Source organism: Streptomyces pacificus (assembly GCF_011766325.1).
Lineage (GTDB): Bacteria > Actinomycetota > Actinomycetes > Streptomycetales > Streptomycetaceae > Streptomyces > Streptomyces pacificus.
In genome coordinates this window covers 171,940-187,070 of the sequence record NZ_BLLG01000009.1, presented here as the reverse complement: position 1 = coordinate 187,070, position 15,131 = coordinate 171,940, and the positions used below count along the sequence as shown (strand labels likewise).

Genomic DNA, 15,131 nt, shown 5'->3' with positions numbered 1-15,131 from the left:
CGGCAGGGCACGGCACGGCAGGGCACGGCGCGCGCGGCAGGGCAGGGCACGGCGGGCGCGGGCGCCCGTGCTCCCCCGGACGGTCAGCGCACCGTGCGCTCCGGGTCCTGCTCGCGCGGGCACGCCTCCCGGCTCAGGAAGAGGGCGAACACCGCCGGCTGCTGCTGCAGCAGCTCCAGCCGCCCACCGTCCGCCTCCGCGAGGTCCCGGGCCACCGCGAGGCCGATTCCCGTCGAGTTCCGCCCGCTGATCGCGCGCTCGAAGATCCGTGCTCCCAGGTCGCCGGGTACTCCGGGGCCTTCGTCGGTGACCTCGACGACGGCCTGGTTGCCGGTGACCCGCGTGCGCAGGGCCACCGTGCCGCCCCCGTGCATCAGCGAGTTCTCGATCAGGGAGGCCAGCACCTGGGCGACGGCGCCCGGTGTCCCGACGGCCCGCATCCCCCGTCTGCCGGAGCAGACGATGGCGCGCCCCGCACTCCGGTACGCCGGGCGCCACTCCTCGATCTGCTGCTTGACGACCTCGTCGAGGTCGAAGGCGACGGCGGACTCGGTCCGCGCGTCCTTGGCGTTGGTGAGCAGCCGCTCCACCACGTCGGTGAGGCGCTCCACCTGGGTGAGGGCGACGTGCGCCTCCTCCTTGACGGTGTCCGGGTCGTCGGTGGCGGAGATCTCCTCCAGCCGCATGGAGAGCGCGGTCAGGGGCGTACGGAGCTGGTGGGACGCGTCGGCTGCGAGCCTGCGCTCGGCGGTGAGCATCCGGGCGATCCGCTCCGCACTGGCGTCCAGTACATCGGCGACGCGGTCGAGCTCGGGCACTCCGTAGCGCTTGTGGCGGGGCCGGGGGTCGCCGGAACCCAGCCGCTCCGCGGTCTCGGCGAGGTCGGTCAGGGGCGAGGCGAGCCGGTTGGCCTGCCGCACCGCGAGCAGCACGGCGGCGATCACGGCGAGCAGCGCCACCCCCGCGATGATCATGAGAGAGCGGTTGACCTCGCGCGTCACGGTGGCTCGGGACTCCTCGACGGTGACCAGCTCACCCGTCTCACCGGTCGCTGAGCCGCGGATCACCCTGCCGGAGGGCTGCTGCCCCACTTCGATCGGCGGGCTGCCGGGAATCTCGATCCGGGCGAAGCGATCGGAACCGATCTGCTCGGCCAGCACCCCGTCGTCCAGCGGCTCCCGTTCCAGCACCCTGGCCTCGACCACGCTGACCAGCCGGAGCGCCTCGGAATCGAGGCGCTCCTGGGCACTGTTGCCGATGGTCCGCGTCTCGACGATGACGAGCGACACGCCGAATACGGCGATCACCACGAGCACTACGGCCAGGGTGGAGTTGATCAGTCGGCGGCGCACGGTGCCCTCCGGGCGGGTCTTGCGGTCCGACGGGGGCCGGTCCCCCGCGGTCCTTGCCATCCGCGGGCGGCCCGGGACCGGGTCGCCCGCCTGCTGTTCCTCGTACTCGGCCGGCCCGGGGCCGGGCCCTCACGAGCGCCGGTCAGAGCCGCCCGATCGCGAGCCGCCGGGGCGGTAGCGCCCCGGGGCCGAGCGGCCCGGTCGCCGGCGTCCCGGTCGCGCGTCGCCGCGGGGCGGGCGTCGGCTCTACCGAGCCACGCCCGCCCGGGGCCACCACACGTCGCAACCGCAGCCGCAGCAAGGAGAGCCGCGACGCCGGGGCCGCCGGGCCCCGGAACCCGGCCGCGGTCCGGACCCGGACCGGTACACCGCGCGCCACCCCGGGGGTGTCCCCCGGAGCGCCCGGCGCCGCCGGGAAACGGACGGGCACGGCCGGGCATGACCGGCAGGACCGGGCTTACCCGCCGTCCAGGGCGTGGCGGCCCGCGCCGCTCGGCCCCGAACCGCGCCGGGCCGCTCGGCTCGCCGTCGCTGCCGATGCCGATGCCGATGCCGGCCCCGCGGCGCTCAGTTCTTCTCGAAGCGGAAGCCGACACCTCGGACCGTCGCGATATAGCGCGGGTTCGCCGCGTCGTCCCCCAGCTTCTTGCGCAGCCAGGAGATGTGCATGTCGAGGGTCTTGGTGGAGGACCACCACGTGGTGTCCCAGACCTCCCGCATCAGCTGGTCGCGGGTGACCACCCGGCCGGCGTCCCGCACCAGCACGCGCAGCAGATCGAACTCCTTCGCCGTGAGCTGGAGCTCCTCGTCGCCCATCCAGGCGCGATGGGACTCGACATCGATCCGCACACCGTGCGTCGCGGGGACCGCGGCGGACTCCGAGGCGCCGCGCCGGAGCAACGCGCGCACCCGGGCCAGCAGCTCGGCGAGCCGGAAGGGCTTGGTCACATAGTCGTCGGCTCCGGCGTCCAGACCGACCACCGTGTCCACCTCGTCTGCGCGGGCGGTCAGCACCAGGATCGGCACGCCGTGACCGTCTGCGCGCAGCCGCCTGGCCACTTCGAGCCCGTCCATTCCCGGCAGCCCGAGGTCCAGCACGACCAGGTCGGCAGCGCCCCGGAGGCCGGCGTCGAGCGCGCTGGGGCCGTCCTCGCGTACCTCGACCTCGTACCCTTCCCGGCGCAGGGCGCGCGCCAGCGGCTCGGAGATGGATGCGTCGTCCTCGGCGAGCAGTACACGGGTCATGAAGCGATGGTAGTCCGCCTGGGCCGGGCTCCGGGGGTGCCGGGCAGGCCACCCGGGGGCGGCACGGCGATCCCGGGCGGCGCTATCGCGTCTGGACAGGCGTTTTACGGATATCTGTGACCCCCCTCTCAAATGGTCTATACGTATCGCTGCCATGCCTTATGGTGTCAAGGCGCCTCCAGTACGAACAGGACCTTTGGCCGCTCTGTCGCCAGGGGTCCCTCTCTCTGCGCGGAGCGGGTGCGAGCCCTCCACCGCGCCCCCGAACGACCTGGGCCGGGCCCCTCCCGCGGCGAGCGCGGACGGGGTGCGGATCCCGGTGCGGACGGCCCCTCGCCCCTGCCCTGGCGGGCCCCCGGGCGCGGGGCGGGACCGCTTCCCCGCCGGCACCGGCCCCCCACCGGGCGCGGAGACCGCTCACGGAGCGGTGCGTCCCGAGCAGCAAGGATCGACATGGCGTCCAGCCTGACGAAGGACTCGTCCGCCGCCCCCGGCGAGAAGACCTTCTTCGGCCACCCCCGCGGTATGGCCACGCTCTTCATGACGGAGATGTGGGAGCGCTTCTCCTGGTACGGAATGCGCGCCATCCTCGTCCTCTACCTGGTCGCGGGAGTACTCGACGGGCCGCTCCAGGGCAGGGAGGCGCTGGCCGCCTCGATCTACGGCGTCTACAACGCCGTCGTCTACATGGCCGCCATGCCCGGCGGCTGGATCGCCGACCGGCTGTGGGGCGCGCGCAAGGCCGTGCTGGTCGGCGGCATCGTCATCGCCCTGGGGCACTACACCCTGGCGGTCCCCTCGGATACCGCGTTCTTCGCCGGTCTGGTGCTCATCGCCGCCGGCACCGGTCTGCTCAAGCCGAACATCTCGGCCATGGTCGGCGGGCTCTACGAGGGCCAGTCCAGCGCCCGCCGCGACGCCGGCTTCACGCTCTTCTACATGGCGATCAACATCGGCGCCATGGCCGCCCCGCTGGTCGTCGGCTACCTCGGCGAGAACGTCAACTGGCACCTCGGCTTCTCAGTCGCCGGCATCGGCATGACGCTGGCGGTCGTCCAGTACGTCCTCGGCGCCCGCCACCTCGGCGACATCGGCAAGGAGCCCGGCACCCCGGCGACACCCGCGGAGAAGCGGACCGTGCTGCGCAGGGTCCTGCTGTGGGGCGGTCTGGCCGTCGCCGCGCTCGCCGTGGACGTGCTGCTGGGCACATACGACATCGAGCACATCGTCAACGTCCTGGCGGTCCTGGGCATCGTCGTGCCGGTCGTCTACTTCGCCGCGATCTACCGCAACCCGGCGCTGACCGCGACCGACCGGCCCAAGATCCAGGCGTTCGCCTGGTTCTTCGCCACGGCCGTGCTGTTCTGGCTGATCTACGACCAGTCGGGCTCACTGCTGACACTGTTCGCGGACAACAAGACCGACCGCGTCATCGGGGGCTGGGAGTTCCCGGCGTCGTGGTACCAGTCGGTGAACCCGGCCATGGTCATCGTGCTGGCCCCGCTCTTCGCCGCCCTCTGGGTGAAGCTCGCCCAGCGCAACCGCGAGCCCGGGACCCCGATGAAGTTCGCGCTGGCGATGCTGCTCATCGGCGGCTCGTTCGCCATCATGGGCCTGGCGGGCGCCGCGGCAGCGAACAGCGAGACCGGCAAGGTCACCGTCTTCTGGCTGCTGAGCGTCTACCTCGTCCAGACCGTCGGCGAGATGTGCCTGTCGCCGGTGGGCCTGTCGCTCTCCACGAAGCTGGCGCCCCGGCAGTTCGTCGGCCAGATCATGGGCCTGTGGTTTCTGGCCACCGCGACGGGCAACGCCCTCAACGGCTGGGTGACCAAGCTCAACGAGCCGCTCGGCGACGCCGCGTACTACTCGATGTGGGCGGCCGTCGCCATCGCCGCGGGCCTGACGTTCATGGTGGCGGGCAGGAGGATCCGCGCCCTCATGGGCGACGTCCGCTGACGCGGCGGAGTTCCGCCGGGCCTTCCGGGGACCGGCGTACCTCCCGGCCGGGCCGCCCCGGCGTGCATACCGCGCGCCGGGGCGGCCCGGCCCCGGCCCCATGCGTCCTCACGTCGGGCCCTTTGCCGGGGGCCCGTTCTCCGGCGGCTCGGGGGCCGGGATGGCGGCCGGGGCCGGGCCCGGAGTGGAGTCCGGCGCGGAGGTCCGCGCGGAGGGCGGGTTCGGGGCCGAGTGCGCAGTGGCCGGACCGGCGGGGGAAGCGGCGGCCGGAGCAGCGGCAGGGCCAGCGGCGGGAGTGGACCGTCGCGGGGCCGCGGTGGTGCCGGGCTCGGAGCAGGGGCAAGGGCACGGGCAAGAGCACGGGCAAGAGCACGGGCAGGCGGCCCGCGTCGCGGGGGTCGCCGGGGTCCCGTGCGGGGCGACCGGGGCCCCGGCCCGGCGCCGTCCGGGATGCCGAGGCCGTACCCGGTCCACGACGGCCATCCCGATCCGGAACAGCGCCGCCGGCACCACGACGGCCAGCAGGACCCAGAAGAGCGTCACTCCCCAGGGCCTGCCCACACCCCAGGGCTGCTCGACGAGCAGTTCCGAGCCGTACCGCACGGACACCCGGTAGTCTCCGTGCGCCCCCGCCGGCAGCCGGACGGGCAGCGTGATCCGCGCCTTGCGGCCGGGCTGGACGGTGCCGCGCCACTGCCGCTCCTCCCAACGGGGGGCGTACACACCGTGGGCGGTGCCGACCCGGAAGACGGGGTCCTCGACCGGGGCGGTACCGATATTGCCGACGGTGAAGACGAGTTCGCGGCCCGGTGGAGCGCCGAACCAGACGAGCAGGCCGCTGGCCCCGGTCAGTTCGGCGGTCGTGAGCACGGAGAGCCTGCCGGCACCGGTCTGCGGCGGCAGCGGGGCGGTGGAGTGGCCGGCGACCGTGAAGGGCCGGTCCACCACGGTCCTCTCGCCGGTGACCGTGGCGACGTGCACCACACACGGACACGGTTCCGGGGGCTCGGCAACCGGCAGCCCGGTGCTGAAGGCGCCCCCGGCGTCGGTGGTGACGGCCCGGCCCTCGGCATTGGCGCAGGAGTTGGTACCGCCGATCACTCCTCTGCCGGGCTCGGACTGCCCGCAGATCAGCAGCATCAGCAGGGTCTCCGGCCGCCAGCCGGAGCCGCTGACGGTGATGTCGCCGCCCTTGCCCGCCTGGGCCGTGGAGAGACGGACGACGGGTTCCGCGTCACCGGCGGTGTGGGGGGCAGGACCGGCCGCGTACGAGGCGGGAGCCGCGGGGTACGAGGCGCGGGCCGCACCGTATGAGGCGGGCCCCGCACCGTACGAGACCGCCCCCGCACCGTACGAGGCCGGCTCGGCAGGTACCGCCCTCGCCGCGGGCACCCCGGGCCAGAGCACCGTCAGCAGGAGGCCCGCCGCGACGACGAGTCGGGCACGGGGCGGCACGGTCAGCCCGCGGAGCGCGGTCCGCGCCGGGTCAGCCACAGCACGCCGGCGGCTCCGGTCAGGAGCACCGCGCCCCCGAGCGTGCCCAGCGCGGGCGCGGAGTCGAACGGACCGGTCTTCGGCAGCTCGTCGACCCCGGAACCGGACCCTCCCGATCCGCCGGTGCCGGACCCCCCGGACGCGCCGGACCCCCCGGAGCCCGAACCACCCGACTGCTGTCCGCCACCTGAGCCCTCGACATCCAGTTCGAGCGAGGGCTCCGGGTCGTTCCCGGGGGTGCATGTGGTCGTCGTCCCGAGTGCCTTGATGGTGAGCACCCCGGCGGTGAAGGTGACCCTGCCGCTCTTCGCGGGGGTGTACGTCCCGGTCAGGTCGTCGATCTTGATGGGGGTGTCGGCCGGGATCGCCTCGGCGTTCGGCGGACCCAAGACCGGGACCGTGCCCTCCTCCGCGCCGCCGAGTTCGACGACCGCGCTCGGATTCATCGCTCCCTTGCCGAGTTCGACGGGGCTGGACGAGACGCCCTTGCCGAACGACATCGTGATCTCGTATCCGCCGCCGCTCTTCACGGCCTTGATGTCGATGGGCGACACGGCGGCCTTGGGGCCGATGGGCGTCTGGCACCGGTAGTCGACGTCGACGACGACGGCGGCACCCGCCGTCGGCGCGGCCGTCAGCACCGCCGAGCCCGCCAGCGCCACCGCCAGCGTGAGAGCTGTCCGCTTCCGGTACGACATCGAGTCCCCCTCATGCCGGTGGCCGCCGCCGTCAACTGACGACATATCAGATCGGCAGCTCAAGGTACGCCCGGGCACCTGAGGAGGGAAGACGAAGAGCACAGCGGATCGCCGTGCCCCCACGCACCACGTCGATTCCCGCGGCCGGGACCCTGACCGGGCGAGCGGCGAAAGCGGCTCCGTCCGCCGGACGAGCGGGTCCTCGGCATCTGGGTACGTGCGCGCACAAGGCGGGGCTCACACCACCCGCTCCGTGGCCGCATCAGGCGACGCTCACCCCGTGGCGTCTCCTGGCACCGCAGGCCCGGCGCGTCGCCAAGTCGCCAAGCCGACCGGGCAGGCCCACGGCGAGGCCGATCCGGCGCCCTGCGACACACCGGACACCGCAACCGCGCCGCGCCGGCCCTTGACGGGCCGACGCCGCCCGAGGCGCCACTAGGCGGGCGCCGCGAGCTCCGCCCACACCGTCTTGCCCGTCATCCCCGGCGTCCTGACGACCCCCCAGTCCAGGCACAGGCGCTGGACGATGAACATGCCGTGGCCACCCGGCCGGCCGGCCCGGTGCGGGGTCCTGGGTGCGGGCTGACCGGCACCGAGGTCGGTGACCTCCAGCCGCAGCACCTTGGTGTCGCTGGAGATCCGCAGCCGGTCCGGGCCTTCCGCGTGCAGGCAGGCGTTGGTGACGAGTTCCGAGACGACGAGAAGGACGTCCTCGGCGGCAGCGCGCCGGTCGGCGTTGGCGGCGGGCAGCCAGCCCCAGTCGTACAGCGCCTGGCGGGTGAAGTCACGCGCGAGCGGGACGATGCCGCTGGCGTTCCCGAGCGCCAGGGCGCGCACCCGGCCGCCGGGCAGGACGGTACCGGGTCCGCCGCCGGTCCCGGCGGGGGCGCCGTCCGGCTCGGGGCCGAGGTCGCCCGGCGGATGCTGCCGGGTGGTGCTCATCAGCGCTTCACCTCACCGATTCACCAGTTCGCGTGTGAGTAGATACGGAGCGTGCGGGGAACCGCACACGTGGCGCGAGGCCCTGGATGATCCTCGCGGGGGTCTTCTGCCCTGCCGGATCCGGACGACACCCCCCGGTCCGGTCATGCGGCGCGAGTCACTCCGCCAGGGCCGCTTCGACCGTGTCGTGGACGGTGAAGACCGCCTCGGCGCCGGTGATCTCGAACACCCGGGCCACCACGGGAAGCATTCCGGCCAGATGGACCCCGCCGCCGGCCGCCTCGGCCCTCAGCCGGGCCCCGAGCAGCACGTTCAGCCCCGTGGAGTCGCAGAACTCCAGATGCGAGCAGTCGACCACCAGGCGTGCACGCCCTTGATCGAGCGCATTCTCGAGTGGCGTACGCAACAGATCGGCGGTGTGGTGATCAAGCTCACCCGCCGGGGTCACCACCTCGCTCTGGCCTTCGGTCCTGACCTCGACCCGAAGGCGGCCCCGATTCGCACTGCCGACCGTCCCGCGGTCCATGCCCGTCCTCTTCGCCGACGACGTTGACGTCCGCAGAACACTACGCCTTTCGTACGCCGATCGGTAGCCGAACTCCCCCACAAAACGGACATACATAACTTTCAACACTTGCAACGGGCGGCAAAGAGCGGGTAGGGCTATACGGACACCACCAACACGGCCGGCTTTGGAGGCGCCGCACACCGCAGCACCGCGTATGGGCATCGGCAGCCATATGCCGAGAACGATGGAGGAGACCATGTCACCCCGGCTCGACGAAACGCGTACCCCGCACGCGCCGTCGGCATGTCAGCACGATCACCTCGAATCCCCCGGGCACACCGGGTACACCGGGCACACCGGGCACCACACGCCCGACGTGCACGACGAGCACGACGAGCAGCACCCGCACGCGCAGTACGGGCAGCACGCGCAGTACGGGCGGTACGAGGACGTCGACCTCCCGGCACTCCCGGCGTTCCCGCCGTTCGACCAGGTCGGCCCCATGGACGCGCGCGCGCTGTCGAAGACGCTCTTCGCCCGCCTGGAGGTCCTCGAGGAGGGCACGCACGAGTACGCCTACGTGCGCAACACCCTCGTCGAACTCAACCTCGCGCTGGTCAAGTTCGCCGCCTCCCGGTTCCGCTCCCGCAGCGAGCCGATGGAGGACATCGTCCAGGTGGGCACCATCGGCCTGATCAAGGCCATCGACCGCTTCGAGCTCAGCCGGGGCGTGGAGTTCCCCACGTTCGCGATGCCGACGATCATCGGCGAGATCAAGCGCTTCTTCCGCGACACCTCCTGGTCGGTGCGCGTCCCCCGCCGGCTGCAGGAACTGCGGCTGGACCTCGCGAAGGCCGGCGACGAACTGGCCCAGCAGCTCGACCGCGCACCCACGATCGGCGAACTCGCCGAGCGCCTCGGTATCACCAGGGACGAGGTCGTCGAGGGCATGGCCGCGAGCAACGCGTACACCGCGAGTTCGCTGGACGCGCAGCCCGACGACGACGAGTCCGAGGGCAGGCTGGCGGACCGCATCGGCTACGAGGACCACGGCCTCGAGGGAATCGAGTACATCGAGTCGCTGAAGCCGCTCATCGCCTCGCTGCCCCCGCGCGACCGCAGAATCCTCTCGCTCCGCTTCGTCGCGGGCATGACCCAGTCCGAGATCGGCGACGAGCTCGGCATCTCGCAGATGCACGTCTCGCGGCTGCTGACCCGCACGCTGACCAGGCTCAGAAAGGGCCTCACGGTCGAGGAGTGAACTCCCGTCCGCGGCACCACGCCTGAAGGGTCCATTCCGTCAAGGGATGGGCCCTTCCGCCGTATTGACGGTGGGGTCCGCTATGGGACACATTGAGCCGGGGTTCAGGGGGTGGTGGGGCCGTGGGGGAGGCACTGGAAGCGCGGATGCGCGACCGCATCGGCAGGGAGTGCCTCTACCTGCCGTCATGCCGGCTCGGGTTGTACGTGGCGCTGCGCCACTGGTGCAGACCCGGCGGGCGGGTGCTGATGTCGCCCGTCAACGACGACGTGATCTTCTTCGTGGTGCTGGCGGCGGGCCTCCGCCCGGTGCAGGCGCCGCTCGACCCGGGCAGCGGCTCGATCGACGATTCCGCCGTCCCCGAGACGACCTGGCGGACCCTGGACGCCGTCGTCACGACCAATCTCTACGGCAACCCCGACCCCGCCCCCGCGCTGCGCGCCCGCTGCGACGCGCTGGGCATCCCGCTGCTGGAGGACGCGGCGCACGCCATCGGGTCGAGCACCGGCGGACGGCCCGTGGGCTCGTACGGGGAGGCGTCCGTCTTCAGCCTCTCCAAACACACCGCCGCCAAGACCGGGGGCTTCCTGGCCATCGCCGACCCGGCACTCCTGGGCGCCCTCCGGGAGGCCCTGGAGCGCCTCCTCACCCCGTCCCGGCTGTCCGCCGAACTCGCCTACGCCCTGCGGCCGTACGCGGAGGCCTCGGTGCGCGGGCTGCGCCTGGTCCGGGCGGCCCGGGCCGCGATGCGGCTGCTCGGCATGGAGGAGCGCGAGGGGATACGGATGCCGCTGCGGCCCGGCGAGCTCGGGCGGGCGGTCGCCGAGGCCCCCGCACTCACGCCGTTCCACTCCTGGGTGCGGGTCGACATGCACGACTACCGGATCCGCCCCGGGCGCGCCCGCCTCCACCGCAGCGCGCGGCTCCTCGACCGCCTCGACGACCGTCTCGCGGCCCATCTCGAAGGCACCCGGCGGCTCCTGGCGAGCCCCTGGGCGGCTCCCGGCCCCGGCCCGGTCCAGCCGCTCTTCCGCGTCCCGCTGCTGGTGGCCGACCGGGACGCGGCAATCGCCGCACTGGACCGGCACCGCATCACCACCGGCTATCTGTACGACCCGCCGCTCGACGACTACGCCTCCGGGCTCTTCACCGACCCCGCGCCCGATCCGGAACCGGCCCGCTGGTTCGCCCGCCACGCCCTCCCCGCCGACCCACTCAGGGCGGACCGGATCACCGCCGTCCTGGACGCGGCGGGCGTCCGCCCGGCCGGCCCCCCGCCGAAGGCGGTGCGGGCCGCGGGCACCGGGGCCGGGATCCCCGCGCGGGGGACGGGGGACCGCGAGGGTGGGAGCGGTGGCCCTGGGGGCGGCTCCGGGAGCGCCGAGCGCGGTGGCAGTGGCGGTGGCAGTGGCGGTGGCGGTGGCGGTGGTGGTGGCGGTGGTGGTGGCCACGAAGGCGGGAGCGGCCGCCCCGAGGGTGGGGGCGGTGGCTGAGACGACCCGGGTGCAGGAGGCCGGTACCGCCACCGGTGGGCCTGCGCCCTCCGAAGGGGCGGCCGACGGGCCTGCGCCCTCCGGTGGGACGCCTGACGGCACGCCCGGCGGATCCGCGGGCGGCGCCTCCCTGTTCCGCAACGCCTATGCGCTGATGCTCTCCACCGGCGTCTCGGCCGCGCTGGGGCTGGGCTTCTGGCTCGTGGCCGCCCGGTACTTCACCGAGGAGGCCGTGGGGCAGGGGTCGGCCGCCATCGCCGCGATGCGGCTGCTCGCCTCGATCACCGCGACCACGATGATCGGTGCGGTGGTGCGGTACGTCCCCAGGGCAGGACGGGCGACCGGGCCGCTGGTGTGGCGGGCGTATGCGCTCAGTTCGGCCGTCGTCTGCGTCGCATGCGCGGCCTTCCTCGTCACCCTCGACCTGTGGGGGCCCTCGTACGCCCCGCTGCGGGGCCCCGCCGCGGGAGCGGTCTTCACCGCCGCGTGTGTCGGCTGGGCACTGCTCACCCTCCAGGACGGGGTGCTCACCGGGCTCCGCCGGGCCGTCTGGGTGCCCGTGGGCAACGCGGTGTTCTCCCTGGGCAAACTGCTGCTGCTCGTCGTCCTCGCGGGCACCCTCCCCGTCCTCGGCGTCTTCGTGTCGTGGGCGGCGGCGATCGCCCTGTCCGTACTGCCGCTGGGCTGGCTGGTGTTCCGCCGGCTGATACCGCGCCACGCCGCAGCCGAGGGAGGCCGCGAGCCACCGAGGATGAGGGACATCGGGCGCTTCCTCGCCGGGGACTCCGTCGGCGCCCTCTTCTCCCTGGCGATGATCAACCTGCTGCCGGTGATGGTCGCCGTCCGCTTCGACGCCGCCCACAACGGCTTCTTCTACATCGCCTACACCGTCGGCGGCACGATGGAGTTCATGGCCATCAACATGGCCTCCTCGCTCACCGCGCACGCGTCCCACAGCCCGGACAGCCTCGCCGACGGAGTGCGCGGCGCGCTGCGGCGGATGGCGCTGCTGCTGGTGCCGGTGGTCGCCGTCCTCGTCGTCTTCGCGCCGGTGATCCTGGCACCGTTCGGCGCCGACTACGCCGAGCACGGCACGACGGTGCTGAGGCTGCTGGCCGCCGCCGCGCTGCCCCGGGTCGTCGTGGAGCTCTACATCGGGGTGCTGCGTGTGCAGGGCCGTACGGGCGCACTCGCGGCCCTGCAAGGAGCGATGTGCGTGATGGTGCTGGGCAGCGCCGCGGTCCTGATGGGCCCGGCCGGTATCTCCGGCGCGGGTCTGGCGATGCTGCTGTCCATGGCGGTGATGGCGCTGGTCTCCGCGCCGGGCGTCCGGGCGGCGCTCGCCGGGCGGGAGCCCCGTCCGCCGAGCGGGACACGTCCTCCGGCGCCGCGGCGGCACTGCGCTGCCGACGGCTTCGGCACGACCTGGGCGCGCCAGGCCGCAGCGCTTCGGGCCTCCGCCACGGCCGGGCACGGCGGAGGCGGGGCCGGACGGGACGGGGCCGGACCGGTAGGAGCCCGGCAGGACGGGGCCCGGCACGACACGGCCGGACCGGAAGGAGCCCGGCACGACGGGGCCGGACCGGAAGGAGCCCGGCAGGACGGGGCCCGGCACGACACGGCCGGACCGGAAGGAGCCCGGCACGACGGGGCCGGACCGGAAGGAGCCCGGCAGGACGGGGCCCGGCACGACACGGCCGGGCAGGACGGGGCCGAGCCCGGGGGGAAGTCCGGCGTGGAGTCACGCGGGGAGTCACGCATCGAGTCAGGCGGGGGGTCCGGCACGGCCGCCTTGCTGTGGCTGCTGCTGGGCCTGGCCGCCGGCCTGTTCTGGTTCCCGCTGGCGCGGGCGCAGGGCGTGCCGGCCGGGCCGCTGACGGGAGGGGAGCTGGTGCGCGCGCTGCCGCCGGCGACGGTGGCCGCCGGGGTACTGCTGGTCGTCGTGTACAGCGGCGCCGTGGCACTGGTCCGCGTGCGCCCGGTCCTGCTCGCGGCCGCTCTGCTCACCACCGCGGGCGCGCTGCACAGCGCGCCCGCGCTGCTGGGGGTACGGCCCCCACTCGTCTCCGGGCCGGGACACGGAGTGCTGGCGGAGCTGCTGACCGGGTGGGTGGGGATCGGCGGCCAGACGGAGGTGCGGATGGTGCTGCCGCCGCTGCTGCAGCTGCTGTGCCTGGGCCTGGCCGCCGCCGCCCTGCGTGCCCTGGGCGTCCCCGGCCGGACGGCCGGGGCGGCGGTGTGGGTGCTGGCGGTGGCGGGCTGGGCGGCCCAGGGCGCTTTCGCCGCCGCGGCACTGCCGGTGTCGGCCGGGTTCCTGGCGGTGGCGGTGGCGGCACTCGTCCACCGCAAGGCGGCCCGTGGAGCCGTCCTGCGGAAGACCCTCAGCGGCTCGGAACCGGCTGTCTGAACCAGCCGTCCCGACCGGCCAGCCGGTAACCCTCAAGCCCCGGCCCGTCGTCGACCGTCAGATCGCAGCCCTCGCCGGGCACCGCGCGGTTCCAGTGCACCATCGCCTTCACCTTGGGCATGGTCCTGGCGACCTCGGGGATGGCCGCGTACCACTCACGCTGCCGGTCGGGGTCGGCCGGATCGGGGACGGTCGCGAACTCGGCGAGCATCAGGGGCTTCTCGTCGGAGATGTTCGCGAGCAGCCAGTCGTGGGTGGGCCGCTGGCTGCGGTCGAAGTCCTTCCAGTCCGTTGTCCGGTGGCAGGTGAAGTAGTTGTACTGGTCCATGGCGAGCCAGTCGACGTAGTCGTCGCCCGGGTACAGCCGCTTCATCAGATCGGCGCTGCCCAGGTAGCCGGAGACCGTCCACACCCACACCACGTTCCGCGCGCCGAGCTTCTCGAAGCGGTCCCGCAGGTGCCGGTAGGCGGCGACGTACTCCTCGGGCGTCCCTGCACCCTCCCCGATCCGGGCGTCGACCTCCTGGTCGAAGGAGAGGAAGACCCGCTTCCCGTACGCCTTGACGCGGCGGATCTGCGGGTCGATGATCTCCGTGTCGTACCGGCCCGAAGCGATGTTCCGCCAGCCCAGCTGGGTCTCCGTCCAGTTGGCGTGGTGCGGTTCCTTCCACACCGTGGACTCCCAGGCGAGCATCAGGAGACGGTCGCGGCCCAGTTCCTGCTCGTCGGGGGTGAGCAGCTGCCCGTCGAGCTCGTTCCCTGACATGTCGTGGTACGTGTAGACGAGGTCGAGCCGCCGTCCGATCTTCTTCTCGAACGCGTACACCGGGGCGGTGAGCGAGCCGTTCACGTCGTAGGGGATGTACGCGCCCCACCAGGCGCCGCAGCGCGGAGCGAGTACCTCGTCGGGGGCGCAGGGGCCGGCCGGCGGCTCGCCGGACACGGCGTTCCCCGGAAGTTCCCCCGGGCGATCGCCCGACGGGTTTCCCGGCGGAGTCCCCGGCGGGCTCCCGGGCAGCCCGCCCGGCGGCTTCCCGTCCGTGGTGCCGTCGTCGGCGGTGGCCCAGATCCCGATGCCGGCGAGAAGGGCGGCGACCGCGGCGATGACGACCGCCGCGGCCACCCGCCGCCGGGATCCCGCACGAGGTGTGCTCATCGGCCACCGCTCCCCGCCGCGCGTCCGGGCCCGGCCTCAGCGCCGGTGTCGGCGCCCGTGTCGGTGTCGCTGTCGCTGTCAGTGTCGGCATCGGTGTCGGTGTCGGCACCGGCTCCGGCAGCACCGCCGCTCCCGGGCCCGGGCCGGGTATCTGCGGACGGCCCACCGCCCCTGCCGTACCCGGCAGCCGGACCCGAGGACAGCGCACCCTCGCGCCCCGCCGCCTCCCCGGGGTCGACGCCCCGCGCGCCTCCGGCCGCGCCGCGCGTGGCCGCGGGGAGCGGGAGCCCCGGCAGGGCGGCGACGACCGTCGCGAAGGCCGCGAGGGGCAGCAGGAACGCGGTCACGGTGAATCCCCCGACCAGGAACAGCGAGGTGGCGATGAGCACGGCGACGGAGAGACTGATCGGCGCCGCCAGGGCGAACGCCTCCAGCCGGGCGGCGGGCCGCAGACCGGCCGGCTGGGGGTGCAGCAGGGCGAGCCCCGGGCCGAAGCCGACGAACAGCAGCACGGGGACCCATCTCAGCGGCGAGCCGCCGGGCAGCAGGGTGGCCGCGAGCGCCACCCAGCCGGACAGCGCCACGGCCGCTCTGAGCTGCGTCTCTTTCGGCATCGGGA

12 protein-coding genes are annotated in these 15,131 nt (G+C 73.7%); 4 read left to right on the top strand and 8 right to left on the bottom strand.

The window, feature by feature from the left end; all coding sequences use genetic code 11:
• Window positions 1-83 precede the first annotated feature (83 nt).
• Entirely contained in the window at window positions 84-1,352 is a 1,269-nt protein-coding gene (locus SCWH03_RS17025; protein ID WP_173265100.1) for a sensor histidine kinase, read from the bottom strand.
• A 567-nt stretch (window positions 1,353-1,919) separates the two neighbouring features.
• Window positions 1,920-2,597, bottom strand: coding sequence for a response regulator transcription factor (locus SCWH03_RS17020; RefSeq protein WP_173265099.1), 678 nt, complete (start codon window positions 2,595-2,597; stop codon window positions 1,920-1,922).
• A 453-nt stretch (window positions 2,598-3,050) separates the two neighbouring features.
• Between SCWH03_RS17020 and SCWH03_RS17015 the strand changes: the two genes are divergently transcribed.
• Entirely contained in the window at window positions 3,051-4,553 is a 1,503-nt protein-coding gene (locus tag SCWH03_RS17015) for a peptide MFS transporter (RefSeq protein ID WP_173265098.1), read from the top strand.
• A gap of 108 nt (window positions 4,554-4,661) precedes the next feature.
• Here the strand turns inward: SCWH03_RS17015 and SCWH03_RS29140 are convergent, their stop codons facing one another.
• From SCWH03_RS29140 to SCWH03_RS16990, 4 genes are all read right to left on the bottom strand, one after another.
• Window positions 4,662-6,047 (bottom strand): hypothetical protein, encoded by a 1,386-nt coding sequence (locus tag SCWH03_RS29140; protein WP_254076805.1) that lies wholly within the window; start codon window positions 6,045-6,047, stop codon window positions 4,662-4,664.
• Window positions 6,011-6,745, bottom strand: a complete 735-nt coding sequence (locus SCWH03_RS17000) for a peptidase (protein WP_173265097.1) — start codon at window positions 6,743-6,745, stop codon at window positions 6,011-6,013. The genes SCWH03_RS29140 and SCWH03_RS17000 overlap by 37 nt, the downstream gene beginning before the upstream one ends.
• A 435-nt stretch (window positions 6,746-7,180) precedes the next feature.
• Entirely contained in the window at window positions 7,181-7,687 is a 507-nt protein-coding gene (locus SCWH03_RS16995; protein ID WP_173265096.1) for an ATP-binding protein, read from the bottom strand.
• 157 nt (window positions 7,688-7,844) lie between these two features.
• Complete coding sequence (locus SCWH03_RS16990; RefSeq protein ID WP_173265095.1) at window positions 7,845-8,213, bottom strand: STAS domain-containing protein; 369 nt, start codon at window positions 8,211-8,213, stop codon at window positions 7,845-7,847.
• Between the two features lie 226 nt (window positions 8,214-8,439).
• Here SCWH03_RS16990 and SCWH03_RS16985 point away from each other — a divergent pair, with 226 nt between their 5' ends.
• The 3 genes from SCWH03_RS16985 to SCWH03_RS29135 all read left to right on the top strand — a co-directional run bounded on the left by SCWH03_RS16985 (window position 8,440) and on the right by SCWH03_RS29135 (window position 13,356).
• A complete protein-coding gene (locus tag SCWH03_RS16985) occupies window positions 8,440-9,456 on the top strand; it encodes an RNA polymerase sigma factor SigF (RefSeq protein ID WP_173265094.1) in 1,017 nt (338 codons plus the stop codon).
• 122 nt (window positions 9,457-9,578) lie between these two features.
• Window positions 9,579-10,949 (top strand): DegT/DnrJ/EryC1/StrS family aminotransferase, encoded by a 1,371-nt coding sequence (locus SCWH03_RS16980; protein WP_272491070.1) that lies wholly within the window; start codon window positions 9,579-9,581, stop codon window positions 10,947-10,949.
• Window positions 10,942-13,356, top strand: a complete 2,415-nt coding sequence (locus SCWH03_RS29135; RefSeq protein ID WP_173265093.1) for a lipopolysaccharide biosynthesis protein — start codon at window positions 10,942-10,944, stop codon at window positions 13,354-13,356. Before SCWH03_RS16980 ends, SCWH03_RS29135 begins: the two co-directional genes overlap by 8 nt.
• On the opposite strand, the gene SCWH03_RS16970 is transcribed toward SCWH03_RS29135, so the two are convergent.
• Window positions 13,331-14,512, bottom strand: coding sequence for a glycoside hydrolase family 26 protein (locus SCWH03_RS16970; protein ID WP_173265092.1), 1,182 nt, complete (start codon window positions 14,510-14,512; stop codon window positions 13,331-13,333). The genes SCWH03_RS29135 and SCWH03_RS16970 overlap by 26 nt on opposite strands.
• Window positions 14,509-15,126 carry a hypothetical protein gene (locus SCWH03_RS29130; protein WP_254076804.1) on the bottom strand — a complete coding sequence of 206 codons (618 nt, stop codon included), beginning with the start codon at window positions 15,124-15,126 and terminating at the stop codon, window positions 14,509-14,511. The genes SCWH03_RS16970 and SCWH03_RS29130 overlap by 4 nt, the downstream gene beginning before the upstream one ends.
• Between the last annotated feature and the right edge of the window lie 5 nt (window positions 15,127-15,131).